This window comes from Cellulomonas sp., from assembly GCF_015234515.1.
GTDB lineage: Bacteria > Actinomycetota > Actinomycetes > Actinomycetales > Cellulomonadaceae > Cellulomonas.
Genome location: NZ_JADGMY010000017.1, coordinates 168,345 through 193,073, shown reverse-complemented (window position 1 = coordinate 193,073; position 24,729 = coordinate 168,345). Strand labels below are relative to the sequence as shown.

Sequence of the window (24,729 nt, the reverse complement as noted above, 5' to 3'; positions counted from 1 at the left end):
CGAGAGAAGAACTCCGTTGGCTCCTCCTCCCCGCCGCCGTGAACGGCCGGTCCGCACGCTCGTCACCCTCGCGGTGCTGATCGTCGCGCTGTTCGCGTCGATCTTCGCCGGTACCCGCTGGGGTGACGCCTCCCTCACGCCGAACCTCGCGCTCGACCTCGAGGGCGGGACGCAGATCATCCTCGAGCCCGTGCCCGAGGCGCAGGGCGACGTCACGCCCGAGACGATCAACCAGGCGATCGCGGTCATCCGGCAGCGCGTCGACGCCTCCGGTGTCGCCGAGGCCGAGATCACGAGCCAGGGTGGGAACAAGATCGTCGTCGGCCTGCCGGGCCGACCCAGCGAGGAGACGCTCGACCTGGTCCGCACGTCGGCCCAGATGGAGTTCCGCCCCGTCCTGGTGATGGGCGCCGCGGCACCGACCGCCGACCCCGCCGCGGACGACGCGGCTGCGGACGACGCCGCGCCGTCGGACCAGCCGACCAAGGCGGCGCCGGACAGCCCCAGCGACATCGAGTACTACGTGACACCTGCCGTGCAGAAGGAGTTCGAGGCGCTGGACTGCACGCTGCCGGAGAACCGGACGGGTGGCGTGCCGGGGGACCCGGACAAGGCCGTCGTCGCGTGCGACGTCGAGGGCACGGCGAAGTTCATCCTCGGCCCCGTCGAGATCCCCGGTGCCGACATCAAGAGCGCCACCTCCGGCACGGGTACGACGTCCTCGGGTGCGTCGACGGGCCAGTGGGTCGTCAACCTGGAGTTCACCGGCGCGGGGACGCCGAAGTTCACCGAGGTGACCACCCGCCTGGCGAGCCAGGGCGCGCCGCTGAACCAGTTCGCGGTCGTTCTCGACGCGCTCGTGATCTCGGCGCCCTCGGTCGACGAGGTCATCCCCAACGGCCAGGCACAGATCTCCGGCTCGTTCACGCGTGAGACGGCGGCGACCCTCGCGAACCAGCTGAACTTCGGCTCGCTCCCGATCAGCTTCGAGGAGCAGAGCGTCCAGCAGATCTCGGCGACCCTCGGGTCGGAGCAGCTCCAGAAGGGCCTGCTCGCCGGTGTGTTCGGCCTGCTGCTGGTCGTCGTCTACTCGCTGTTCCAGTACCGCACGCTCGGGCTGGTCACGGTCGCCTCGCTGCTCGTCGCGGCGGTCATCACGTACGGGGTCATCGCCCTGCTGTCGTGGGTCCAGGGCTACCGCCTGTCCCTGCCAGGTGTCGCGGGCATCATCGTCGCGATCGGCATCACCGCGGACTCGTTCATCGTGTACTTCGAACGGATCCGTGACGAGCTGCGCGACGGCAGGTCGTTGGGCGCGGCCATCGACAAGGGCTGGGAGCGTGCGCGCCGCACGATCCTGGCGTCCGACGCGGTCAACTTCACCGCGGCGATCGTGCTCTACCTGCTGGCCGTCGGCGGTGTTCGCGGCTTCGCCTTCACGCTGGGACTCACGACGCTCGTCGACATCATCGTGGTCTTCATGTTCACGCACCCGCTCATGGTGCTGCTCGGCCGGACCCGCTTCTTCGCCGAGGGGCACCCGGCCTCGGGTCTCGACCCGCGCCGGCTCGGCGTCGACGTGGCGCGCTACGCCGGACGCGGTCGCGTCAAGCAGGGTGTCGAGCAGCGCGCAGGTTCCGCGGCCTCGCGCGAGCCGGTCGCCGTCGGTGCGCCCGGGCTGACCATCGCCGAGCGGCGCGCTGCCGCGCGTGCGGCCGGCACGGCCTCCGCACCACCGCAGGACCCACCCACGACCACTGACGACGAGCCCACCACCGGCCGTCCCGAGGGGAGCGACCGCTGATGGCCACGGGATTCGCCCAGTGGGGCAACGACCTCTACACGGGGCGCCGCTCGTACGACATCGTCGGACGCCGGCGCACCTGGTACCTGATCTCGGCGGTCCTCGTCGCCATCTCCGGCGTCCTGCTGATCGTGCCGGGGCTGAACCCCGGCATCGAGTTCCGCGGGGGCTCGGAGTTCGTCGTGTCCGGGATCGACACGGCCGACCAGCAGCTCGCGACCGACACGGTGCTGGCGGTCGCGCCGGAGGAGGCGCCGCGCGTCACGACGGTCGGCGGCTCGTCGCTGCGCATCCAGACCGCGGAGCTCACGAGCGACGAGGTCACGGAGGTCACCAACGGCCTCATCGCGGCCTTCGACGTCGACGGGGACCAGGTCACCAGCACGTTCATCGGCCCGACCTGGGGCCAGGACGTCTCCGAGAAGGCGGTCACGGGCCTCGTCGTCTTCCTGCTGTTCGTCTCCGTCGTCATGACCGTGTACTTCCGCAACTGGCGGATGGCCGCGGCCGCGATGCTCGCGCTGTTCCACGACCTGATCCTCACCGTCGGGGTGTACGCCGCGGTCGGGTGGGAGGTCACCCCGGCGACCGTGATCGGGTTCCTCACGATCCTCGGGTACTCGATCTACGACACGGTCGTCGTCTTCGACAAGGTGCGCGAGAACACCGCCGACGTGCTGGACCAGACGCGGTTCACGTACGCCGAGCGGGCGAACCTCGCGGTCAACCAGACGCTCGTCCGCTCGATCAACACGTCCGTGGTGGCCCTGCTGCCCGTCGCGTCGATCCTCGTCGTCGGCGCGTTCATCCTGGGCGCGGGGACCCTGCGCGACATCGCCCTGGCGCTGTTCGTCGGCATGTTCGTCGGGACCTTCTCGTCGGTGTTCCTCGCGACGCCGCTGGAGGTGACGCTCCGGGAGCGCGAGCCGCGCATCCGCGAGCACACCGCGAAGGTGCTGGCGGCACGTGCGGGCGTGACCGGTGCCGACGGCGAGACCGTCGCTGCGGCGCCCCGCGCCGCGGCCGCGCTGCGGCCCGGGAGCCACCTGGGCACGGCGGCCCAGCCGAAGCGCAAGGGCCGATGAACGGGCGTACGGGCGGGCCGGGCGCAGTGCCCGGCCCGTCGGGCGACCCCACCGCGGTGGCACGCCTCGTCGACGGCCTGATGCGCACCGTGCCCGACTACCCCGGGCCGGGGATCCAGTTCCGGGACATCACGCCGCTGCTCGCGGACGGTGACGCGTTCGCGCAGGTGGTGGCGGCACTCGCCGACCACGCGCACGGCCCCGTCGACCTGGTCGCCGGTATGGAGGCGCGGGGCTTCCTGCTCGCGGCGCCCGTCGCGGTCGCGCTCGGCGCGGGCGTGGTGCCTGTGCGCAAGGCCGGGAAGCTGCCCGGGCCCGTCGCGTCCCGGTCCTACGCGCTGGAGTACGGGTCGGCGGCCGTCGAGGTGCAGCCGTTCACCGTCCCCGACGGCGCGCGGGTCCTGGTGATCGACGACGTGCTGGCGACCGGCGGGACCGCCGCGGCCACCGTGGAGCTGCTCGAGAGCTGCGGGGCGACCGTGGTCGGGCTCAGCTTCCTCGTCGAGCTCGAGGGCCTCGGCGGGCGCGCGATGCTGCCGGGCCGGTACGTCGACGCCCTGCTGACGCTGCCCTGACGTCGGAGCGTCGCAGGTGGCCCACCGGGTCGTGGTGAGACGTGCCGATGTCGGACCGGACGGGACGCGGTCGTAGACTCGTCCGGACGACGGGAGGGGATGCGCGCCGATGGCGGACAAGCTCGGAGCAGGGACGGACGCGGTGACGTCACCCGTGCCCGTCACGCCCGCGCCCGCCGAGGCGCAGACCTCCGGCGCCGGTGCCAACGGATCGCACGAGAACGAGCACCCGACGGGATCCACGGGCCGCGTCCGGGCACGCCTCGCGCGGCTCTCGGGTCGCTCCTCACCGGCCTACCCGGCGCTCGAGCCGGTGCTGCAGGCGGTGCGCACCAACCACCCCAAGGCCGACCTGTCGGTGATCGAGCAGGCCTACGTCGTCGCGGAGCACGCCCACCGTGGTCAGCTCCGCAAGAGCGGCGACCCGTACATCACCCACCCGGTCGCGGTCGCGACGATCCTCGCCGAGCTCGGCATGACACCGTCCACGATCGTCGCGGCGCTGCTGCACGACACGGTCGAGGACACCGAGTACTCGCTCGACCAGCTGCGCAGCGACTTCGGTCCCGAGGTCGCGATGCTCGTCGACGGCGTCACCAAGCTCGACAAGGTCGCCTACGGCGACGCGGCGCAGTCCGAGACCGTCCGCAAGATGGTCGTCGCGATGTCCCGCGACATCCGGGTCCTCGTCATCAAGCTGGCCGACCGCCTGCACAACGCCCGCACGTGGAAGTTCGTCTCGGCCGCCTCGGCGGAGAAGAAGGCGCGCGAGACGCTCGAGATCTACGCGCCCCTGGCGCACCGGCTCGGCATGAACACCATCAAGTGGGAGCTCGAGGACCTGTCGTTCGCGACCCTCTACCCCAAGGTCTACGACGAGATCGTCCACCTCGTGGCCGAGCGGGCACCGGCACGCGAGGAGTACCTGGCCACGGTGAGTGACCAGGTCGGTGCCGACCTGCGGACCGCCAAGATCAAGGCGACCGTCACCGGCCGGCCCAAGCACTACTACTCGATCTACCAGAAGATGATCGTGCGCGGCCGTGACTTCACGGACATCTACGACCTCGTGGGCGTGCGCGTCCTGGTCGACACGGTGCGCGACTGCTACGCGGCGCTCGGTGCGCTGCATGCGCGGTGGAACCCGGTCCCCGGCCGGTTCAAGGACTACATCGCGATGCCGAAGTTCAACCTCTACCAGTCGCTGCACACGACGGTGATCGGTCCGGGCGGCAAGCCCGTCGAGATCCAGATCCGGACGCACGACATGCACCGCCGCGCGGAGTACGGGGTCGCGGCGCACTGGAAGTACAAGGAGACGACCAAGAGCAACGGGCCGCAGGACGCCGCCGGCAACGACATGACCTGGCTGCGCCAGCTCGTCGACTGGCAGCGCGAGACCGCCGACCCCGCCGAGTTCCTCGACCTGCTGCGTGACGAGATCGCGGGCGCCGAGGTCTACGTGTTCACCCCCAAGGGCGACGTGCAGGCGCTCCCGGCGGGCTCCACGCCCGTGGACTTCGCCTACGCGGTGCACACCGAGGTCGGGCACCGGACCATGGGCGCGCGCGTCAACGGCCGGCTCGTGCCCCTGGACTCGACGCTCGAGAACGGTGACGTCGTCGAGGTCTTCACGTCGAAGTCCGAGACGGCGGGGCCCAGCCGTGACTGGCTCGCGTTCGTCAAGAGCCCCCGCGCGCGCAACAAGATCCGCCAGTGGTTCACCAAGGAGCGCCGCGAGGAGGCGATCGAGCACGGCAAGGACGCGATCGCCAAGGCGATGCGCAAGCAGAACCTGCCGATCCAGCGCCTGATGTCGCACGAGGCGCTCGTCGCGCTGGCGAACGAGATGCGCTTCGCGGACGTGTCGGCCCTGTACGCGGCTGTCGGGGAGGGCCAGGCCTCGGCCGCGTCCGTCGTGCAGCGCCTGGTGCACTCGCTGGGGGGAGAGCCGGCCCAGGAGGAGGACCTCGCCGAGGCTGCGCGCCCGGGGGCCACGGGGCGCCGCGTGCGGACCGGCGACCCGGGTGTCGTCGTCAAGGGCGTGGCCGACGTGTGGGTGAAGCTCGCGAAGTGCTGCACCCCTGTTCCGGGCGACGACATCATCGGGTTCGTCACGCGTGGCGCGGGCGTCTCGGTGCACCGCACGGACTGCCTCAACGTCGACGCACTGCGCCGTCAGCCCGAGCGGATCGTCGAGGTGGAGTGGACGCACACCAGCTCGCAGCTGTTCCTGGTGCAGATCCAGGTGGAGGCGCTCGACCGCAGTCGTCTGCTCTCGGACGTGACGCGCGTCCTGTCGGACCACCACGTGAACATCCTGTCGGCGTCGGTCTCCACGTCGCGGGACCGGGTGGCGCTGTCGCGCTTCGTGTTCGAGATGGCCGAACCCTCGCACCTGACGTCGGTGCTCAGCGCGGTCCGCAAGGTCGAGGGCGTGTTCGACGTCTACCGGGTCACCGGGTCACGGGGCGCCGAGGAGCCCGCGATCCGAGCCTGATCAGTCCCGGGCGTCTGCTGCGACCCGGCGGGGGCGGTTCACACCTGGCGGAGCGTCGCACGCGCCGCGCGCAGACCGCGGCCCCCCGCGTGCGCCTCGAGACGACGCAGCGTGCCGTCGGGGTCCAGCCCGTGCGTGACGAGCGCGCGCAGCACCGGCACGGCCGTGTGAGCGGGCAGCCAGCGGGCGACGTCCACCCCCGTGCGAGCCACGGTGGTGACGAGCACGCCGCCGACGGTCTGCAGGTCGTCGTCGGTGAGGTCCGCCTCCGCGGACACGCGGTCCGGATGCGGCCCGGGGCGGCGCGCACCGGAGCGCACGAGCACCGTCACACGGTCGGGTGGGCTCCCGCCGGCGTGGACCCACGCGGCCGCGAGGCGCCCGACCGCACCGCGCCGGGGGACGAGCGGCGCGAAGGCGCACGCACGCAGCGTCGGGCTCTCGGGTGTGCCGGTGACGCGTGACGTGTCCCGCCACAGGTGCACGAGGGCGCCGTCGAGGTGAAGACCGGTCCACGCCCAGGGCGGGACGTCGTCACGCCGGACGACGTCCGGTCCCGGTGCGCCGACGCGTGGACGCAGCCGGTGCAGGGCCGCCGGGGCCGGGCCCGGGTCGCAGAGCGTCATGGACGCCAGGATGCCCGCCCGCATCCCCCTGCGGGGAGCGGACGGGCATCCTGTGGACGGACGGGTCCCGGCGTCAGCCGCGCGCGTCCTGAGCGGCCCGCTGCACCTGCTCGAGCCAGGCGCGACGTGCGTCGAGCGCCGCCTGCGCCTCCTTCACCCGGCGCTGGTCCCCGGCCGCCTGCGCGGCTGCGAGGTCGGCCTCGAGCCCGGCGATGGCCTGCTCGAGCTGGGCGGCCGCGCCCTCGGCGCGCGCACGCGTCTCGGGGTTGCTGCGACGCCACTGCGCCGAGTCGGCGTCGCGCACCGCGCTCTCGACGGCGCGCATCCGGCCCTCGACGCGCTGCACGTCGGCGCGCGGCACCTTGCCCGCGGCGTCCCACCGGTCCTGCAGGGAGCGCAGCGCGGCCTTGGCGGCGCCCAGGTCACGGATCGGCAGCAGCGCCTCCGCCTCGACGAGCAGCGCCTCCTTGACCTCGAGGTTCGCGCGGAACTCCTCGTCGATGGCCTGGTTCGCGGCGTCGCGGGCTGCGAAGAACGCGTCCTGCGCGGCCCGGAACCGGGCCCAGAGGGCGTCGTCGACCTGGCGGTTCGCCCGCCCGGCCGCCTTCCAGCGCGTCATGAGGTCGCGGAACGCCGCGGACGTGGCACCCCAGTCGGTGCTCGTCGCGAGCCTCTCGGCGTCGGCGACGAGCTGCTCCTTGACGGCCTTGGCCTCGGAGTTGCGCGACTCGAGCTCGGCGAAGAAGTGCCGACGCTCGCGGTCGAACGTCGTGCGCGCGTGGCTGAACCGCTTCCAGAGCGACTCCTCCGTGGGGCGGTCGATGCGCGGACCGGACCGCTGGGCGTCCTTCCACTGGTCCAGCAGCGTGCGCAGCTGCTCACCGGCCGGACGCCACTGGATGCGGGACGGGTCGGTCGCCGCGATCTTCTCGGCCTGCTCGACGATCTGCGTGCGCGCGGCGACGGCGGCCTCGCGGGCCGCGGCACGCTCGGCGTCCGCCTGCGCGCGACGCTCGGCGGCACGGGCCCGCAGCCCCTCCAGCCGCGCACGCAGCGCGTCCAGGTCGCCGACCGCGGCGGGCTCGGCGAGCTCCTCGGTGAGGCGCGTGAGCGTCTGGTCGATCTCCTTGACCGACAGGTCCGTCGCGGACAGCCGCGCGTCGAACAGCGCGACCTTCGCCTGCAGGTCCAGGAAGCGCCGCACGTACAGCGCGAGCGCCTCCGGGGCGCTCGCGCCGGGGAACTGCCCCACGACGCGCTCGCCCGCGGCCTCGACGACGTGCACGGTGCCGTCCTCGTCGACGCGCCCGAAGGTCGCGGCGTGCGCGGCGGCGGCCTCCTCGTCCGGGGTCGGGACCGGCACGACGGGTCCGGTCGGGGACGTCGTCACCGCGGACGGTCGCGGCACCGGACGGGGGAGCGGACGCATCGCCGACGGCGACGGGCGCGGTGCGGGCGTCGCGGGCGCCGGCGAGCCGGCAGACGCAGCGGCGCTGGGGGCGTCGTCCGACGACGGCGTGTCCGCGACCTCGGCTGCGGGTGCCTCGGGCGTCTCCGGTGCGGGTGCCTCGGGTGCGTCCGGTGCGGGCGCCTGGGCCGTCTCCGGCGCGGGTGCCTCGGTGGCGTCCGCGGCCGGCGCCTGCGCCGCGTCCTGCGTCGGTGCGACGTCCGTGACGGTTGCGTCGTCGGTCTCCGCGCCCTGGGCCGCAGCGTCCGTGGGGACCTCCGCGGGCGAGGCGTCGGACTCGTGCGCGGCGTCCTCGGCGGGCGGTGCGACGTCGGCGACGTCAGCCGCCGCCTCGGGTGCGGGCGCGTCGGTGACGCCGGCGGACGTGTCCGCCGGGTCGCCCGCGAGGGGGGGAGCCTGCTCGGCGTCGTCCGGGGACGACGTCGTCGGGTGCTCGGTCACTGGATCTCCACTCCCTCGATGGTGACGTCGGTGACCGGACGTTCGTTGCCGTCCTGGGTCCCCGCGTCAGCGATGGCCTTCACGACGTCCAGACCGGACGTGATGTGGCCGAACACGGTGTAACCGCCCGCCGCGTCTGACGGGATCTGCGAGTCCTCGTAGACGAGGAAGAACTGGGAGCCCATCGACTCGGCGTCGCCGCCGATGCGGGCCATGGCGATGGTGCCGGCGGGGTAGACGTCGTCGGCCGGCGCGTTCTCGACCGGGCCCCACGAGTACCCCGGGCCGCCGGTGCCGGTGGCGGTGGGGTCACCGCACTGCAGCACGTAGATGCCCTCGGGCACGAGCCGGTGGCAGATCGTGTCGTCGAAGTACCCCTCGGCTGCGAGAGTCACGAAGTTCGCGACCGCCTGCGGGGCGGCCTGCCCGTCGAGCTCGATGCCCACGTCGCCCGCGGACGTCGAGATGGTGCCGCTCCACGTCCGGTCCTCGGCCAGCGCCGCGTCCGGGACCACGCCGCCGTTGCCGGTGCGCGGCGGGTACGTGGCCAGCGGCGCCGGGGCCGGCGCGGAGCCGTCGGTCGGGGAGGCCGCTGACGGCTCCCCGTCACGTGACAGGTTCACGACCGCGACCGCGCACAGTCCCAGCGCGAGCACCGCGACGACGCCGCCGGCCACGACGCGCGTGCGCCTCTGCCGCGCGCGCTGCGCCTGGAGCTGACGTTCGTGCAGCTTCTCGTACCGACGGCGCTCGTACTCGCGCTCGCGCTTCGAAGACACCGCTCTCCTCGTCTCGTCGTGCCCGGGCGTGCGGCTCCGTCGTGCTGAGCACCGCCGCCGTCAGGCCTGCGACCGGCGGACACGTGCCGGACCCCGGACAGTCTAGGCAAGGCGGGGGCGTCGTCGCGCACGTACGGCACGGGCGCGCGCCGCGTGGCGCGGCACGCGGCGCGCGCACCGGTGCGCGCGCTCGTCTAGCGTGCGGTGCATGGAGGTTCTCACGGTCGTCGCGCCCGTCTTCGCCGCCCGGTGCTCCGTGCTCGTCGCGCAGGACGGCGCGTGCGTCGTCGTGGACCCCGGAGCCGGTGCAGGTGTGCAGGTCAGGGCTCTGGTCGCGGCGCGTGGGCTGACGCCTCGCGCCGTGCTCGTCACGCACGGCCACGCCGATCACACCTGGGACGCCCCGGGCCTGTCGAGGGACCTGGACGTGCCGGTGCTGCTGCACGCGGGTGACGCCTACCGGCTCGACGACCCGTTCGGCACGCTCGGTGTCCTGGACCCGCGGCACGACCCGTCCGGCCCCCTCGCGCAGGCGCTGCGGGCCGCCGGCGTCGACCTCGGGTCGTGGCGCGCCCCGGAGCGCGTCGAGCCGTTCGGCACCGCCGGCGTCGGACGCACGCCCGACGTCGAGCTGGACCTCGGCGGCGTCCGGGTCCTCGCGCGGCACGCGCCGGGGCACACCGAGGGCTCCACGCTGTACCTGTTCGACGGGGGCGACCCCGACCCGGTCGTGCTGTCCGGCGACGTGCTGTTCGCGGGCGGGATCGGGCGCACCGACCTGCCGGGTGGAGACCCCGCAGCGATGGCGCAGACGCTGCGTGACGTCGTCGCGACCCTGCCGCCGGCGTCGCGCGTGCTGCCCGGCCACGGTCCCGCGACGGACGTCGCCACCGAGCTGGCGACGAACCCGTACCTGCCCCGCGCCCGCTGAGCGCGGGCCGCCTCCGCGGCGCCCGGGCGTGGAAGGCGTGCAGGACGTCCGCCCCGGTCTGGGATCATCGACACCATGGCGCGTCCCACACCCCTGTCCGGATTCCCCGAGTGGCTGCCCGACGGGCGCATCGTCGAGCAGCACGTGCTCGACGTCCTGCGCCGCACCTTCGAGCTGCACGGGTTCGCGGGGATCGAGACGCGTGCCGTCGAGCCGCTCGACCAGCTCCTGCGCAAGGGGGAGACCTCGAAGGAGGTCTACGTCCTGCGCCGGCTGCAGGAGGACCCGCAGGCAGGTGACGCGGACCGCGCCGGCCAGCTCGGGCTGCACTTCGACCTCACGGTGCCGTTCGCGCGGTACGTGCTGGAGAACGCGGGGCACCTCGCCTTCCCGTTCCGGCGCTACCAGATCCAGAAGGTCTGGCGCGGCGAGCGCCCCCAGGACGGCCGGTTCCGCGAGTTCGTCCAGGCCGACATCGACGTCGTCGGCGCCGGCGCGCTGCCGTACCACTACGAGGTCGAGCTGCCGCTGGTCATGGCCGACGCGCTGGGCGCCCTGCGGGACCTCGGCGTCCCGCCCGTGCGCATCCTCGTCAACAACCGCAAGGTCGCGGAGGGCTTCTACCGCGGCCTCGGCCTGGACGACGTCGAGGCCGTGCTGCGGGGCATCGACAAGCTCGACAAGATCGGCCCTGACGGGGTCGCCGGGCTCCTGGTCGGCGAGGCCGGCGCCACGCCGGAGCAGGCCGCCGCGTGCCTCGAGCTCGCGGCCGTGCGGGGCGAGGACGCGTCCGTCGTCGACCGCGTGCGCGAGCTCGCCGAGCGCCACGGCGCGTCGACCGAGCTGCTCGAGGAGGGCCTCGGCGAGCTCGGTGCGCTCGTGAGCGCCGCAGCCGAGCGGGCGCCCGGCGTCCTGGTGGCCGACCTGAAGATCGCACGCGGGCTCGACTACTACACGGGCTCGGTCTACGAGACGGTGCTCGTCGGTCACGAGGACCTCGGGTCCATCTGCTCGGGTGGGCGGTACGACACCCTCGCGTCCGACGGCAGCCAGACCTACCCGGGCGTCGGGCTGTCGATCGGCGTGTCCCGGCTCGTCTCGCGCCTGCTGTCGGCGGGCCTGGTGCGCGCGACCCGGTCGGTGCCCACCGCCGTGCTGGTCGCGGTGACGTCCGAGGAGCGGCGCTCGCGGTCCGACGCCGTCGCCGCGGCCCTGCGCGCGCGGGGGATCCCCACGGAGGTCGCACCCAGCGCCGCCAAGTTCGGCAAGCAGATCAAGCACGCCGACCGTCGCGGCATCCCGTTCGTGTGGTTCGTGGGCGACGAGACCGACGACGGCGCTCCCGCGCAGGACGAGGTCAAGGACATCCGCTCGGGGGAGCAGACGGCGGCCGACGCCGCGACGTGGAGCCCCCCGGCCGAGGACCTGCTGCCGCGGGTCGTCGCGGCGGGCTGACCGGCGCGGGCCGCCCGCGGCGCACGCGTCGGGCGGCCCGCTGGTCGTGCGCTCCGCGGCGGGCGTGCCTAGCGTGGCGCCGTGACCCCTGCAGCGCCGCGCGTGCCCACCGTGGTCCTCGACGGCCACATCGCGGGCGTCGGGACGGCGCAGGGGACGCGCCTCGTGGTCGGTCGGTGGCGCCGCTCACCGCTGGGCGGGTTCACCGACGTCATGGTGGAGAGGGCCGACGGGACCCGCACCCTGCTGGCCGGCCGTGACGACGTCGTGGACCTCGTCACCCGCCTGTACACGTTCGACACGGTGCACGTCGTGGACGTGCGCGTGGTCGCCGACGCCGCGACCCGGACCTGGAGCGTCGTGGCCGGTCCGCTGCACGCGCGCCTCGTGCTCGGCCGCCGGACCCGGGTCGGCGCGCTCCTCGGCCTCGTGCCCGCCGCGGTCGTCGGCGCACGGGCGAGCGCCGGTCTGGTCGACGCCGTCGCCCGGACGCTGGTCCCGGGCGTCCGCACGCGTGGCCGTGGGGCGGACGGCTCGTGGGAGGTCTACGCGGCGCGGGACCAGCACGCCGTCGTCGGCCTCGCCGCCCGGTGGGGCGACAAGGACCTCGGCGGGCTGCGCCGCGTCGAGCCGCCCGTGCGTTTCGGCTTCTCCTCGGTACCCGCGTCCCCGAGCGTCACGGCCGTGCGCGTCGCGATCGGCCCACCCCCTTGACCATCGTTCGAACACGTGTTCGAATCGTGCGGTGCGCTGGGACGGGCAGAAGATCGACGCGGGGGAGGGCGACGCCCTGCCCGGGCTCGACCTGCGCACCCTGCCGGGCCTGGTCCGCAGCGTGCGCACCCCGGACTTCGCCGGGGTCACCTTTCACGAGGTGCTCTCACGCACCGCGCTCAACCGTGTCCCCGACGCGTCGGCCGTGCCCTTCCGGTGGACGGTCAACCCCATGCGCGGCTGCCTGCACGCGTGCACCTACTGCCTCGACCCGAGCACGTCGATCCTCATGGCGGACGGGCGTCAGCGGGCGCTCGCTGACCTCCGTGTCGGTGACCAGATCGTCGGGACGCGTCTCGTCGGTCGCTCTCGCCGGTACGTGGCCACCGAGGTGCTCGGCCGCATCGAGTCGGTCAAGCCGGCCTACCGCGTCCGCCTGGCGGACGGGACCGAGATCATCGCCAGCGGTGAGCACCGCTTCCTCACCGAGCGTGGCTGGAAGCATGTCACCGGGCCCCTTCACGGCGCCCTGCAGCGGCCCTACCTGACGGGGAACGACTCCCTGATGGGCTTCGGCCGCGGCATCGTCGACGGCGCGTGGGACCCGCGGGAGTCGCATGACGACTACCGCCGCGGGTACCTCGCGGGCATGATCCGGGGCGACGGGACGATGCTCCGGCGTACGTACCGCCGAAGGCCCGGCGCGGCGGACGACGTCACGACGTTCCGGCTGGCGCTCGCCGACGTCGAGGCTCTCGACAGGTCCCGCGACTACCTGGAGCACTTCGGGGTGGCGACCCACCGACGTCCGTTCACTGCGGCGACGCCCACGCGACGTGCTCTCGACGCGATCTTCACGTCACGCGCCGCCAACGTCGAGCGGATCCTCGATCTCATCGAGCTCCCGGACGACCCGCCCTGCGCGTGGCACGCGGGATTCCTCTCCGGCGCGTTCGACGCGGAAGGGGGCTGCTCGGGCGGCGTCGTGCGGATCAGCAACGAGGACGAGACGTACCTGGCTGCGGTCGAGGCAGCGTTCGCCTCTCTCGATGTCGAGACGGTGCGTGAGGGCCCCGACCCGATCGGTGTCCAGCAGGTCCGGCTCCGTGGCGGTCGTCCCGTGGTCCGTCAGTTCTTCGCCGCGGTGCAACCGGCCATCACACGCACGCTGCAGGTCGTCGGGCGGGCCGTCGAGAGCACCGCAGACCTCCGCGTCGTCGAGATCGAACCCTTGGGCGCACCGGTGCCGCTGCTCGACATCACCACAGGTACGGGGGACTTCGTGGCCAACGGTGTCATCGCGCACAACTGCTTCGCCCGCGGCACGCACCGCTACCTCGACCTGGACGCAGGCAAGGACTTCGACACGCAGATCGTGGTGAAGACCAACGTCGCGGAGGTGCTGCGCGCCGAGGTCGCCCGCCGGTCGTGGGCGCGCGAGCACGTGGCGCTCGGCACCAACACGGACCCCTACCAGCGGCCCGAGGGGCGCTACACGCTCATGCCGGGGATCATCGAGGCGCTCGCGGGGTCGGGGACGCCGCTGTCCGTGCTCACCAAGGGCACGCTGCTGCGGCGGGACCTGCCGCTGCTGGCCGCGGCGTCGCACGACGTGCCCGTGTCGCTCGCGGTGTCGATCGCGGTCCTGGACGACGACCTCCAGCAGCAGCTCGAACCCGGGACGCCGAACGCACGGGCACGGCTGTCCCTGGTCCGCGCGATCCGGGACGTCGGGCTGCCCGTGCACGTCATGGTCGCGCCCGTGCTGCCGTGGCTCACGGACTCGACCGACCACCTCGACGGGCTGCTGGGCGCGATCGCGGACGCCGGCGCGCAGCGTGCGACGGTCATGGCCCTGCACCTGCGCCCCGGTGCGCGCGAGTGGTTCCTCGCGTGGCTCGGGCGCGAGCGACCGGACCTCGTCGCCGGGTACGGCCGCGTGTACCGCGGCGGGTCGTACGCGCACGCGGACTACCGCGGGTGGCTGGAGGCCCGCGTCCGGCCGCTGCTGGCGAAGCACGGACTGGCCAGGGCGTCGACGGACGACGGCGGCGTGCGATGGGGCCCCGGCGAGGCAGCCACCCACGCGGTCGCGGCGCAGCTGCAGCCCAGCCTCTTCTGAGACCACGACGCTCGGGGCCCGCGGCGCGGCGCACGACGGGTGCGGTGCGCCGGGGGACCGGCGTGGGCCGTAGGCGCGCCCGCACCTATGATCGGGGGGACGCCCGACCGGGCGCGGATCCCCGACCTGAAGGACCTTCCGTGCTGCGCACCCACACCGCCGGCTCGCTGCGTGCCGAGGACATCGGCACCACCGTCACCCTCACGGGCTGGGTGGACCGGCGTCGCGATCACGGCGGGGTCGCGTTCGTCGACCTGCGGGACGCCTCGGGCATCGCCCAGGTCGTCATCCGCGACGAGTCCGTCGCGCACGGCCTGCGCGCCGAGTACGTCCTGCAGGTGACCGGCGAGGTCGGCCGCCGCCCGGCGGGCAACGAGAACCCGAACCTCGCGACCGGTGAGGTCGAGGTCGTCGCGCACGAGGTGGTCGTGCTCAACGAGTCCGCACCGCTGCCGTTCCAGGTCTCGGCGTCCGTCGACGAGCCCGTGGGCGAGGAGGCGCGGCTGCGCTACCGCTACCTCGACCTGCGCCGTCCGGCGCCGGCGCACGCGATGCGGCTGCGCGCGCAGGTCAACCGCGCCGCGCGCACGGTGCTCGACGAGCGCGGCTTCGTCGAGGTCGAGACCCCGACCCTGACGCGGTCCACGCCCGAGGGTGCGCGCGACTTCGTCGTCCCGGCCCGCCTGGCACCCGGCAGCTGGTACGCGCTGCCGCAGTCCCCGCAGCTCTTCAAGCAGCTGCTCATGGTCGGCGGGCTCGAGAAGTACTACCAGATCGCCCGCTGCTACCGCGACGAGGACTTCCGCGCCGACCGGCAGCCCGAGTTCACGCAGCTGGACGTCGAGGCCAGCTTCGTCGACCAGGACGACGTCATCGAGCTCGCCGAGGCCGTCCTGACGTCGCTGTGGGAGCTCATCGGGTACACGATCCCGACCCCGATCCCGCGCATGACGTACGCCGACGCCATGCGCCGGTACGGCACCGACAAGCCGGACCTGCGGTTCGGCCTCGAGCTGACGGACCTCACCGAGTACTTCGCCGACACCCCGTTCCGGGTGTTCCAGGCGCCGTACGTCGGGGCAGTCGTGCAGCCCGGCGGCGCGAGCACGCCGCGCCGCGGTTTCGACGCGTGGCAGGAGTGGGCCAAGCAGCGCGGCGCCAAGGGCCTGGCGTACGTGACCGTCGGCGAGGACGGCGAGCTCGGCGGCCCGGTCGCCAAGAACATCACCGACGCCGAGCGCGCGGGCCTCGCGGCCGCCGTGGGTGCGAAGCCCGGTGACGCGGTCTTCTTCGCCGCCGGCAAGCAGACCGAGGCGCGGGCGCTGCTCGGCGCAGCACGCCTCGAGATCGGTCGCCGCGGCGGGCTGATCGACGAGGACGCGTGGTCGTTCGTCTGGGTCGTCGACGCCCCGCTGTTCAAGCCGACCGGCGAGGATGACGACGTCGCCGTCGGCGGCGGCGCGTGGACCGCCGTGCACCACGCCTTCACGTCGCCGACGCCCGAGTGGATCGACCGCTTCGAGGAGGACCCGGGCGCGGCGCTGGCGTACGCGTACGACATCGTCTGCAACGGCAACGAGATCGGTGGCGGATCGATCCGTATCCACCGCCGCGACGTCCAGCAGCGCGTGTTCGAGGTCATGGGCATCGGGCAGGAGGAGGCCCAGGAGAAGTTCGGCTTCCTGCTCGACGCCTTCGCGTTCGGCGCGCCGCCGCACGGCGGCATCGCGTTCGGCTGGGACCGCATCGTCACCCTCCTGACGCGCTCGGACTCGATCCGCGAGGTCATCGCGTTCCCCAAGTCCGGCGGCGGCTACGACCCGCTGACCGGTGCGCCCGCCCCGATCTCGCCGGAGCAGCGCCGCGACACGGGTGTCGACGCCAAGCCGAAGCCGGCGAGCTCCGCAGCGCAGGGCTGACCGGGGGTCGCGGTGGGCGCAGGACCCCTGACGCGGCAGCTTCCTGCTGCACTGCGGACCCGGCGCGACGTCTTCGAGGGCCTGGACCGGTGGGCCGCAGCGTCGGTGCGGGCCACCGCCGACGAGGCGGCCGTGGTGGTCATGGCCTCCTCGTCCGGTGGCCTCCTGTGGGCCCTGGGGGACGTCGACCAGCTCGAGCGGCTCGTGCCCGACGTGCTCGTCGGGCACGGGCCGGGCCTGCGGTGGGCCACGGTGCCCCGCGCCGTGCGGCTGCCCGACGACGCCCTCGCGTCAGCCGGCGTGGAGAGGCGCACCGCCTGGGACCGGTTCACGGCCGACGTCGCGCCCAGGGAGCAGCCGGGCGAGGACGCCGTGGTCGCCCTGGACCCGGTGCGTGACGGTGACGCGATCGGCGTCTGCCTCGAGCTCGCGAACCCCGGCACGCACGCGCGACCGGGCGCCGCCGCCGACGAGGCGTGGTGGGGCGTGCGTGACGGTCACGGCCTCGTCGGCGTGCTCGCCGCTGCGACGCGGCCCGGTCCGACGGCCCCGACGGTCCACCTGCACGGACTGGGCGTCGTCCCCGCGGCGCGCGGCCGCGGCATCGGCGCCGCGCTCGCCGCGGCAGCCACGCGCCGTGCGCTGTCCGCCGGTGCGCCCTGGGTGTCCCTGAGCATGTACGCCGACAACGTGCACGCCCGTCGCGTCTACGACGCGCTGGGCTTCCGGGTGGACGTCGAGAACGTCGGCTACGGCCCGCCGGGGACGGCGCGTCCCTGACCCCGGCCCGTTCGCCGGGCGGTCCGCCCCCAGCCTGGCTAGCGTCGACGTCCTCGGCTACGGGAGGCAACGGGATGACGCTGCAGGGCAAGGTCGCGCTGGTCACCGGCGCAGGGTCGGGGATCGGCCGGGCGACGGCGGTGCGCCTGGCGCGGGACGGCGCCGCGGTGGTCGCGCTCGGTCACAGCCAGGACAGCGCGGACGACGTCGCCGCGGAGATCCGCCGTGCGGGCGGCACGGCGCTCCCCGTGGCCGCGGACGTCGGGGACGCCGCCGCGGTGCGCGAGGTCTACGCGCGCGTGGAGCGTGAGCTCGGGCGCCTCGACGTGGTCGTGGCCAACGCCGGGGTGAACGGGGTGTGGGCGCCGCTCGAGGAGCTCGAGCCGCAGGAGTGGCAGGCCACGCTCGCCACCAACCTCACCGGCACGTTCCTCACCGTGCGCTACGCGGTGCCGCTCCTCGTGCGGCAGGGGGGTGCGGTCGTCGTCGTGTCGTCGATGAACGGCACCCGGACCTTCACCACGGCCGGCGCGTCCGCGTACTCGACGAGCAAGGCGGGACAGGTCGCGTTCGCGCGCATGGCGGCCGTCGAGCTCGGGCCGCGCGGGGTGCGGGTCAACACCGTGTGCCCCGGCGCCATCGACACCGACATCATGGACAACACCGAGGTCCGCGGCACGCAGGACCTCGGGGTGCCGGCCGAGTACCCGCAGGGGCAGATCCCCCTCACGGGCGAGGAGTCGGGGTCCTCGGCGCAGGTCGCGGACGTGATCGCCTTCCTCGTGTCGGACGGCGCGAGCCACGTCACCGGCACCGAGGTGTTCGTCGACGGGGGCCAGTCGCTCGTCGCGTGACGGCGGCACGGTCACCGCATGCGGGCGATCCGGTCACGGTCCGTCGCGCCGGTCAGCAGCCCCTCGTCCTGGCGCACCCACCGCTGCCCGGTCGTGCGCCGCTCGGCGGGCGTCGTGAACCGGTAGCGGTACAGGCGCGCACGCACCCACCGCGGTGCCGCGCCGTCGAACGGGTCGCGCGCCAGCAGCCGCAGGGTCGGCCCGTCGGCCTCGAGCAGCCGACCCAGGAACGGCACGAACCAGCGCAGCTGCGAGGACGAGCCGAGCGCCAGGAACCACATGCCCCAGTCCAGGCGCAGGTGGTAGGGCGCGTACTGGCGGGGCAGGCGCCGCAGGTCGGTCGGCTTGCCGCGGAACTCGTACTCCCGCCACCTGGCCGTGGCCGGGTCGGCGTCCAGCGTCCCCTCGACGACGACCTCGGTGCGCCGGCGGGTCACCGTGCCGAACGCCCCGTAGGCGTTGACCAGGTGCAGGGGGTTGAACGACGCGTTCATCGCCTGGTGGCGCGAGAGCAGGTTGCGCAGCGGGTGACGGCTCAGCCACAGGCACACCGCACCCACGGCCAGCACGACGACGACGTACCAGAGCGGTGGGGCGCCCGTCGGCACGCCCGCAGCCCGGTCCAGGCCGACGAGCCCGAGCAGCCACGCCCAGGCGTCGTCGTCGATCGCGGAGCACGCCAGCACGATCGTGAGCCAGTTGAGCCACGCGAAGTTGCCCGAGAGCACGAGCCACAGCTGCGTGACCACCATGATCCCTGCGGCCGTCGACGCCACGGGCCCGGGCACGAGCAGACCGAACGGCACGACGAGCTGCGTGACGTGGTTGGCGATCACCTCGAGGCGGTGCACCGGGCGTGGCAGCAGGTGGAACAGGCGGCTGAGCGGCCCCGGCATCGGCTGCGTCTCGTGGTGGTGGTACAGCGCGGTCAGGTCCCGCCAGGCCGGGTCACCGCGGAGCTTGATGAGCCCGGCGCCGAGCTCGAGCCGCAGGACCAGCCACCACAGCAGCACCAGCACCGGCACGGGCGGCGCGACCTCGTCGGAGCCGAGGAACGCCACGAGGAACCCGGCCTCGAGCAGCAGCGACTCCCAGCCGAAGCCGTAGAACACCTGCCCGACGTTGACGACCGACAGGTACAGCACCCACAGGATCCCGAACGCGAGCAGCGGCAGCCACGGCGGACCCTGCTGCGGCAGCCCCGCCACGAGCGTCAGGGCGACGACGACCCCGACCCACCCCACGCCGGCGACGAGCCGGTCCGTGTACCACCGGTGGAACAGGCTGGGGGCCGCACGGAACGGGACACGTGCGGTGAACGCCGGCACGGGCAGCAGGCCGTGCTCGCCCAGCAGCGGGCGGAACTGGCGCAGCACCGCCACGAACGCCACGACGTAGACCGCCGCGACGCCGCGCTGCACCACGTCCCGCGCGACGGTGTACCCCTCGGCGTCGAACCACTCCACCCGCCCGTGCACCTCCCCGCACGCCAGCGCGTCCGCACCTCGTCCAGGCCGTCTGCACCTCGTCCAGGGTGGTCCACCGCGGCACCCGGCGCCCGTCGGCCGGCCGGGGTCAGCCGCCTGCCGCGCGGGGACGTGGACGCAGCAGGACGTCCCCGGCCGTCACGGCAGCGACCCCTGCGGCGTACGCGAGCAGGTCGGTCGCGACGAACGTCGAGCCCAGGACGTACGCGGCCGGAGGCCACGCCGCCACGACGGCCGCGGGCACGGGCGTGAGCTGGGCGAGCTCCACGGCGAGGCACGTGCCCAGGGCCGTCGCGGCGGCGACCTCCGTGCGCGCCGACGGCGCCACCACGAGGACCAGCAGCTGCACGAGCGCCGCGTACAGCGCGCCGCCGGCCAGGTCCGGGGCGAGGCCGTCGCCCCTCGAGACGACGAGTCCCACGACGAGCACCACCAGCGCGGCAGCCGCCGGGCGCGTCCGAAGGCGCGCGGGGCGTCGTGCAGGCGGCGCGCCGGGCGGCGGCGACGCGGGCACGTCGGGACGGTCCGCCGGGCTCAGTGGAGGATCGCGAACCGCTGGTACAGGCGGCGCAGCGGCCGGGGCGCCCACCAGTTCGCACGGTCGAGGATGGTCATCGTCGCCGGCACGAGGAACAGGCGCACGACCGTCGCGTCGACCAGCACGGCGAACGCCAGCGCGAACCCGACCTGCTTGATGACGACCAGGTCGCCCGCGACGAAGCCGGAGAACACGACGATGATGATCGCCGCCGCCGACGTGATGATCCGTCCCGACCGCTGGAGCCCGAGCCGGACCGCCTCGTCCGTCGGCAGGCCCTCGTCGTGCAGCTCCTTGACCCGCGAGAGCAGGAACACCTCGTAGTCCATCGCCAACCCGAACGCGAACGCGATGACGAGCGCGAGCACGTACGTCTCGATGCCGCCGGTCGACGTGAACCCGAGCAGCCCCTCCAGGTGGCCGTCCTGGAAGGCCCACACCAGCACGCCCAGGGAGGCCACGATCGACAGCGCGTTGGTGACCAGCGCCTTGACGGGGATGACGACCGACCCGGTCATGAGGAACAGCAGCACGAGCGTGGCGGCACCCACGATCCCGAGCGCGAGCGGCGCGCGCGCCACGAGCGCGTCGGTGAAGTCGATCTGGGACGCGGCCTGACCCACGACCCACCGGTCGAACGGCGCGTCGAGACCACGGACCTCCCGTACGACGTCCGCGGCCACCGCACCGCCCGGGTCGGCCGTGTCGGCCCGCACGCCGATGACGACGTAGGCGCCCAGCGGAGCCGGTGGGTCGACGGACGCGACGTCCGGGAGCTCGGCGATCTCGTCCGCCCACGCGGTGGCCTCCGCGAGCGAGGCCTCCGCGACGACCGTGACGGCCGGCGACGCCGCCGCCGGGTAGTTCTCCTCGAGGTCCGACACGTACTCGCGCTGCGTCGTGCCCGTCGGGAGCAGCTCCAGGCCGCTGATCCGCAGCTCCATGCCCAGAGCCGGTGCCGCCAGCACCCCCAGCAGGGCGACCGACCCGAGCATCACCCACCACGGGTGGCGCTGCACGCGCCCCGCGAGCGCGGAGAACGCGCCCTCGTCGTGCCGCACGTCCGAGGCGCGTCGCAGACCGGGGACACGCGCGAGCAGACCCGGCTTCGCGAGCCGACGGCCCGTCATCGTCAGCAGCGCGGGGACCAGCGTCACGGCCGTCGCGACCGCGACGAGCACGACCGCCACACCGCCCGCCCCGACGGCCCGCAGGATGTCCGGGCGGAACACCAGCAGGCCCGCGATGGACACCGCGACCGTCACGGCGGAGAACACCACGGTGCGGCCCGCGGTCGCCATCGTCCGCTCGACCGCGGCCAGCACCGCACCGTCACCGCGCCGCCGGCGGCTGCCCGCACCGTCGTCCGTGCCGACCGTCCGGTGCAGCTCCTCCCGGAAGCGCGAGACGATCAGCAGGCCGTAGTCGATGGACAGCCCGAGCCCGAGCACCGTGACGACGTTCACGACGGACGCGTCGACGTCCATGACGTACGTGAGCCCGAGCAGCGCACCCAGCCCGCCCGCGATCGACGCGAGGGCGCCCGCCATCGGCATCGCCGCGGCCAGGAACCCGCCGAACACGACCACCATGATGAGCAGCGCGATCGGCAGGGCCACGACCTCACCCGTGCGCAGGTCCTGCTCGACCTGCTCCGTGATCTCGTCGACGATCAGGTGCTCGGCACCGACGACCCCCTCGACGTCGGGCGCCACGGGGCGCAGCTCGTCGGGCACGTCGCGCAGGCGCTGCTCGACGGCGTCGAGCGCGGCGGCCTGTGCATCGGCGGAGAGGTCCGGCTCCAGCTCGACGACCACGAGGAACCCCTCGCCGTCACGCGCGAGCAACGGGGCCGCCGCCGGGTTCTCGACACCACCGGGCAGGACGAGGGGGTCGATGACGGACACGACCCCGTCGACCGCCGCCAGGTCGGCGCGCACGGGTTCGAGCGCCGGTCCCAGCTCCGGGTCCGCCGGGTCGAGGCCGGACAGGACGAGGTTCACGCTCGGACCGGTCGTCCGCTCGTCGGCGAGGATCTGCTGCCCGCGGGTCGACTCGGTCCCCGGCACGCCCGGCGCACCGGTCGCGACGCGGTCGAACAGGTTCTCGCCGTGCAGGCCCTGCACGGCGAGGGCATAGCCCAGTGCCGTGAGCACCAACCAGACGACGACCGTCAGACGCGGGTGGTGGGCGACGGAGCGACCCAGGCGTGCGAACACGCGGGCCATGCTCGCAGGTCGCCGGGTACCGGCGCATGTCACGGGACCGGTCGGCGGTGTCGCGTGCCGCCGTGACCGCGCGACGGGCACTCCCCGCCGGTGCGTAGGCTCGCAGGCATGGACCTGTTCGACGCGGTCTCCTCGACCGCGCAGGGGCTGCCCGCGCCCGCTGCCGGCGCCCCGCTCGCCGTGCGCATGCGGCCCCGCACCCTCGCCGAGGTGGCCGGCCAGGGTCACCTGCTCGTGCCCGGATCCCCCCTGCGCAGGCTCGTCGAGCCCGCCGAGGAGGGCGCCCGTCGCGCCGTCCCGTCGTCGGTCGTGCTGTGGGGCCCGCCGGGCACGGGCAAGACGACGCTCGCGTACCTCGTGGCCAGCACCTCCGGGCGCCGGTTCGTCGAGCTCTCCGCGGTCACCGCGGGCGTCAAGGACGTCCGCGCGGTCGTCGACGACGCCCGCCGGCGCCTCGCCGCCGACGGGTCCGAGACGGTGCTGTTCATCGACGAGGTGCACCGCTTCACCAAGGCGCAGCAGGACGCCCTGCTGCCGAGCGTCGAGAACCGCTGGGTCACCCTCGTGGCCGCGACCACCGAGAACCCCTCCTTCTCCGTCAACTCCCCGCTGCTGTCCCGGTCCCTGCTGCTGACCCTGCAGCCGCTGACCACGGAGGACGTGCGCGTCCTCGTCGAACGCGCGGTCCGTGACGAGCGGGGCCTCGCCGGCTCCGTCACGCTCGCCGACGACGCGCTGGAGCACCTGCTGCGGCTCGCCGGCGGGGACGCGCGCAAGGCGCTGACCATCCTCGAGGCGGCCGCGGGCGCCGGGCTGTCCGACCGGGGCCCCGGCCTGGACGCCGAGGCGCCCGTCACGGTCGACCTCGCCACCGTGGAGCGTGCGATCGACGTCGCGGCGGTCCGCTACGACCGCGACGGCGACCAGCACTACGACGTCATCAGCGCCTTCATCAAGTCGATGCGCGGCTCGGACGTCGACGCCTCCCTGCACTACCTCGCGCGGATGGTCGCGGCGGGGGAGGACCCCCGGTTCATCGCCCGCCGCGTCGTCATCGCCGCGGCCGAGGAGGTCGGGATGGCCGACCCGAGCGCGCTGCAGACCGCCGTCGCCGCCGCCCAGGCCGTCGCGCTCATCGGGATGCCGGAGGCGCGGATCATCCTCGCCGAGGCCGTCGTGCACGTGGCGACCGCACCCAAGTCCAACGCGGCCTACGTCGGGATCGACCGCGCGCTCGCGGACGTGCGCGCCGGGCGCATCGGTACGGTGCCGCCCCACCTGCGCGACGCGCACTACGGGGGCGCGCAGGCACTGGGGCACGGCAAGGGCTACCGCTACGCCCACGACGCGCCGCACGCGGTGGCGACGCAGCAGTACCTGCCGGACGATCTCGCCGGCACCCGGTACTACGAGCCGTCGGACCGGGGTTTCGAGCGCTCGGTGGGGGAGCGGCTGACACGCATCCGATCGATCCTCGACCCGTCGGAGGGCTCCGCCGCGGGCGAGGGGCCCGGCTGACCGGCTGCGCCGGGCCCGGATGGCGTCGGTCGCCCGCTCGTCGGGTAGTATCGACCGGTCGTCCGCCGCGTGCGGACGGCAGCATCCAGCACCTGGGGCCCTAGCCCGCGGCACCGGCCGTCTCGCGACGACCGGGAGCCCGCACCGTGGTCGGCCCCACGCCCGCCGGAAACCTTTCCGTCCGGACCTCGTCCGGAGCGCGGGTGTGCTCGTCCATCGACACGACAGGAAGTACCACTGTGAGCAGCGTGACCCGTTCGCGTCGCCAGGTCCGCCTGAGCCGCGCGCTCGGCCTGGCCCTGACGCCCAAGGCCGTCAAGCACTTCGAGAAGCGTCCGTACCCCCCGGGCGAGCACGGCCGCGCCCGTCGCCGCACCGAGTCGGACTACGCGGTGCGTCTGCGCGAGAAGCAGCGTCTGCGCGCCCAGTACGCGCTGCGCGAGAAGCAGCTCGCCAAGGCGTACGAGAACGCCCGCAAGGCCCCGGGCCTGACCGGTGAGGCCCTCGTCGAGGACCTCGAGACGCGTCTGGACGCCCTCGTCCTGCGCGCCGGGTTCGCCCGCACGATCCTGCAGGCGCGTCAGACGGTCACGCACCGTCACGTGCTCGTCGACGGCAAGATCGTCGACCGTCCGTCCTTCCGCGTGAAGGAGGGCCAGACGCTGCAGATCAAGCCCAAGTCGCAGGCCACCGTGCCGTTCCAGGTCGCCGCCGCCGGCGCCCACCGCGACGTCCTGCCGGCCGTGCCGGGCTACCTCGAGGTCCAGCTCGAGAAGCTCAGCGCCACGCTGGTGCGTCGCCCCAAGCGCGCCGAGGTCCCCGTGACGTGCGAGGTCCAGCTGGTCGTCGAGTACTACGCCCGCTGACCCACGCCTCACGAACGCCCCGCCGCGCACCCCTGCCGG

19 protein-coding genes are annotated in these 24,729 nt (G+C 73.9%); 13 read left to right on the top strand and 6 right to left on the bottom strand.

Annotated elements, in window-relative coordinates; genetic code table 11:
• Positions 1 to 16 precede the first annotated feature (16 nt).
• The 4 genes from secD (at position 17) to IR158_RS07670 (ending at position 5,964) form a co-directional block, all read left to right on the top strand.
• Complete coding sequence (secD, locus tag IR158_RS07685) at positions 17 to 1,804, top strand: protein translocase subunit SecD (RefSeq protein ID WP_291811585.1); 1,788 nt, start codon at positions 17 to 19, stop codon at positions 1,802 to 1,804.
• Complete coding sequence (gene secF, locus IR158_RS07680) at positions 1,804 to 2,889, top strand: protein translocase subunit SecF (protein WP_291811583.1); 1,086 nt, start codon at positions 1,804 to 1,806, stop codon at positions 2,887 to 2,889. The genes secD and secF overlap by 1 nt, the downstream gene beginning before the upstream one ends.
• Entirely contained in the window at positions 2,886 to 3,464 is a 579-nt protein-coding gene (locus tag IR158_RS07675) for an adenine phosphoribosyltransferase (RefSeq protein WP_291811580.1), read from the top strand. The genes secF and IR158_RS07675 overlap by 4 nt, the downstream gene beginning before the upstream one ends.
• A 109-nt stretch (positions 3,465 to 3,573) precedes the next feature.
• Positions 3,574 to 5,964: a bifunctional (p)ppGpp synthetase/guanosine-3',5'-bis(diphosphate) 3'-pyrophosphohydrolase gene (locus IR158_RS07670; RefSeq protein WP_291811577.1), complete on the top strand. Its 2,391-nt coding sequence runs from the start codon at positions 3,574 to 3,576 to the stop codon at positions 5,962 to 5,964.
• Positions 5,965 to 6,002: 38 nt separating this feature from the next.
• On the opposite strand, the gene IR158_RS07665 is transcribed toward IR158_RS07670, so the two are convergent.
• The 3 genes from IR158_RS07665 to IR158_RS07655 all read right to left on the bottom strand — a co-directional run bounded on the left by IR158_RS07665 (position 6,003) and on the right by IR158_RS07655 (position 9,278).
• Positions 6,003 to 6,590, bottom strand: a complete 588-nt coding sequence (locus tag IR158_RS07665) for a hypothetical protein (protein ID WP_291811575.1) — start codon at positions 6,588 to 6,590, stop codon at positions 6,003 to 6,005.
• Positions 6,591 to 6,663: 73 nt separating this feature from the next.
• Positions 6,664 to 8,499, bottom strand: a complete 1,836-nt coding sequence (locus IR158_RS07660) for a DUF349 domain-containing protein (protein ID WP_291811572.1) — start codon at positions 8,497 to 8,499, stop codon at positions 6,664 to 6,666.
• Positions 8,496 to 9,278: a peptidylprolyl isomerase gene (locus tag IR158_RS07655; protein WP_291811570.1), complete on the bottom strand. Its 783-nt coding sequence runs from the start codon at positions 9,276 to 9,278 to the stop codon at positions 8,496 to 8,498. The genes IR158_RS07660 and IR158_RS07655 overlap by 4 nt, the downstream gene beginning before the upstream one ends.
• A 208-nt stretch (positions 9,279 to 9,486) precedes the next feature.
• Here IR158_RS07655 and IR158_RS07650 point away from each other — a divergent pair, with 208 nt between their 5' ends.
• From IR158_RS07650 to IR158_RS07620, 7 genes are all read left to right on the top strand, one after another.
• Positions 9,487 to 10,209: an MBL fold metallo-hydrolase gene (locus IR158_RS07650; protein WP_291811568.1), complete on the top strand. Its 723-nt coding sequence runs from the start codon at positions 9,487 to 9,489 to the stop codon at positions 10,207 to 10,209.
• 75 nt (positions 10,210 to 10,284) lie between these two features.
• The gene (gene hisS / locus IR158_RS07645) at positions 10,285 to 11,664 is read left to right on the top strand and encodes a histidine--tRNA ligase (RefSeq protein ID WP_291811565.1); all 1,380 of its coding nucleotides are present in this window, start codon (positions 10,285 to 10,287) and stop codon (positions 11,662 to 11,664) included.
• Between the two features lie 81 nt (positions 11,665 to 11,745).
• A complete protein-coding gene (locus IR158_RS07640) occupies positions 11,746 to 12,378 on the top strand; it encodes a hypothetical protein (protein ID WP_291811562.1) in 633 nt (210 codons plus the stop codon).
• 31 nt (positions 12,379 to 12,409) lie between these two features.
• Complete coding sequence (locus tag IR158_RS07635) at positions 12,410 to 14,500, top strand: intein-containing Rv2578c family radical SAM protein (RefSeq protein WP_291811560.1); 2,091 nt, start codon at positions 12,410 to 12,412, stop codon at positions 14,498 to 14,500.
• Positions 14,501 to 14,640: 140 nt separating this feature from the next.
• Positions 14,641 to 16,419 (top strand): aspartate--tRNA ligase, encoded by a 1,779-nt coding sequence (gene aspS, locus IR158_RS07630; RefSeq protein WP_291811557.1) that lies wholly within the window; start codon positions 14,641 to 14,643, stop codon positions 16,417 to 16,419.
• A gap of 12 nt (positions 16,420 to 16,431) precedes the next feature.
• On the top strand, positions 16,432 to 17,199 hold the full coding sequence (locus IR158_RS07625; protein WP_291811556.1) for an N-acetyltransferase: 768 nt from the start codon (positions 16,432 to 16,434) through the stop codon (positions 17,197 to 17,199).
• Between the two features lie 74 nt (positions 17,200 to 17,273).
• The gene (locus IR158_RS07620) at positions 17,274 to 18,053 is read left to right on the top strand and encodes an SDR family NAD(P)-dependent oxidoreductase (protein WP_291811553.1); all 780 of its coding nucleotides are present in this window, start codon (positions 17,274 to 17,276) and stop codon (positions 18,051 to 18,053) included.
• Positions 18,054 to 18,064: 11 nt separating this feature from the next.
• Here the strand turns inward: IR158_RS07620 and IR158_RS07615 are convergent, their stop codons facing one another.
• The 3 genes from IR158_RS07615 to IR158_RS07605 form a co-directional block, all read right to left on the bottom strand.
• Positions 18,065 to 19,519: a lipase maturation factor family protein gene (locus tag IR158_RS07615; RefSeq protein ID WP_291811552.1), complete on the bottom strand. Its 1,455-nt coding sequence runs from the start codon at positions 19,517 to 19,519 to the stop codon at positions 18,065 to 18,067.
• A 109-nt stretch (positions 19,520 to 19,628) separates the two neighbouring features.
• The gene (locus IR158_RS07610) at positions 19,629 to 20,054 is read right to left on the bottom strand and encodes a DUF2809 domain-containing protein (protein WP_291811548.1); all 426 of its coding nucleotides are present in this window, start codon (positions 20,052 to 20,054) and stop codon (positions 19,629 to 19,631) included.
• A 20-nt stretch (positions 20,055 to 20,074) separates the two neighbouring features.
• Complete coding sequence (locus IR158_RS07605; RefSeq protein WP_291811545.1) at positions 20,075 to 22,306, bottom strand: MMPL family transporter; 2,232 nt, start codon at positions 22,304 to 22,306, stop codon at positions 20,075 to 20,077.
• A gap of 108 nt (positions 22,307 to 22,414) precedes the next feature.
• Between IR158_RS07605 and IR158_RS07600 the strand changes: the two genes are divergently transcribed.
• Together IR158_RS07600 and rpsD are read left to right on the top strand one after the other, a co-directional pair.
• Positions 22,415 to 23,824: a replication-associated recombination protein A gene (locus tag IR158_RS07600; RefSeq protein ID WP_291811540.1), complete on the top strand. Its 1,410-nt coding sequence runs from the start codon at positions 22,415 to 22,417 to the stop codon at positions 23,822 to 23,824.
• Between the two features lie 239 nt (positions 23,825 to 24,063).
• A complete protein-coding gene (rpsD, locus tag IR158_RS07595; RefSeq protein ID WP_013117046.1) occupies positions 24,064 to 24,690 on the top strand; it encodes a 30S ribosomal protein S4 in 627 nt (208 codons plus the stop codon).
• Positions 24,691 to 24,729 lie beyond the last annotated feature (39 nt).

Bases quoted from the DNA above. Each gene is read 5' to 3' on its own strand.
- IR158_RS07600 (WP_291811540.1), top strand. From the start codon at position 22,415: ATGGACCTGTTCGACGCGGTCTCCTCGACCGCGCAGGGGCTGCCCGCG.
- IR158_RS07670 (WP_291811577.1), top strand. From the start codon at position 3,574: ATGGCGGACAAGCTCGGAGCAGGGACGGACGCGGTGACGTCACCCGTG.
- IR158_RS07665 (WP_291811575.1), bottom strand. From the start codon at position 6,590: ATGACGCTCTGCGACCCGGGCCCGGCCCCGGCGGCCCTGCACCGGCTG.
- IR158_RS07605 (WP_291811545.1), bottom strand. From the start codon at position 22,306: ATGGCCCGCGTGTTCGCACGCCTGGGTCGCTCCGTCGCCCACCACCCG.
- IR158_RS07675 (WP_291811580.1), top strand. From the start codon at position 2,886: ATGAACGGGCGTACGGGCGGGCCGGGCGCAGTGCCCGGCCCGTCGGGC.
- hisS (WP_291811565.1), top strand. From the start codon at position 10,285: ATGGCGCGTCCCACACCCCTGTCCGGATTCCCCGAGTGGCTGCCCGAC.
- IR158_RS07620 (WP_291811553.1), top strand. From the start codon at position 17,274: ATGACGCTGCAGGGCAAGGTCGCGCTGGTCACCGGCGCAGGGTCGGGG.
- IR158_RS07650 (WP_291811568.1), top strand. From the start codon at position 9,487: ATGGAGGTTCTCACGGTCGTCGCGCCCGTCTTCGCCGCCCGGTGCTCC.
- secF (WP_291811583.1), top strand. From the start codon at position 1,804: ATGGCCACGGGATTCGCCCAGTGGGGCAACGACCTCTACACGGGGCGC.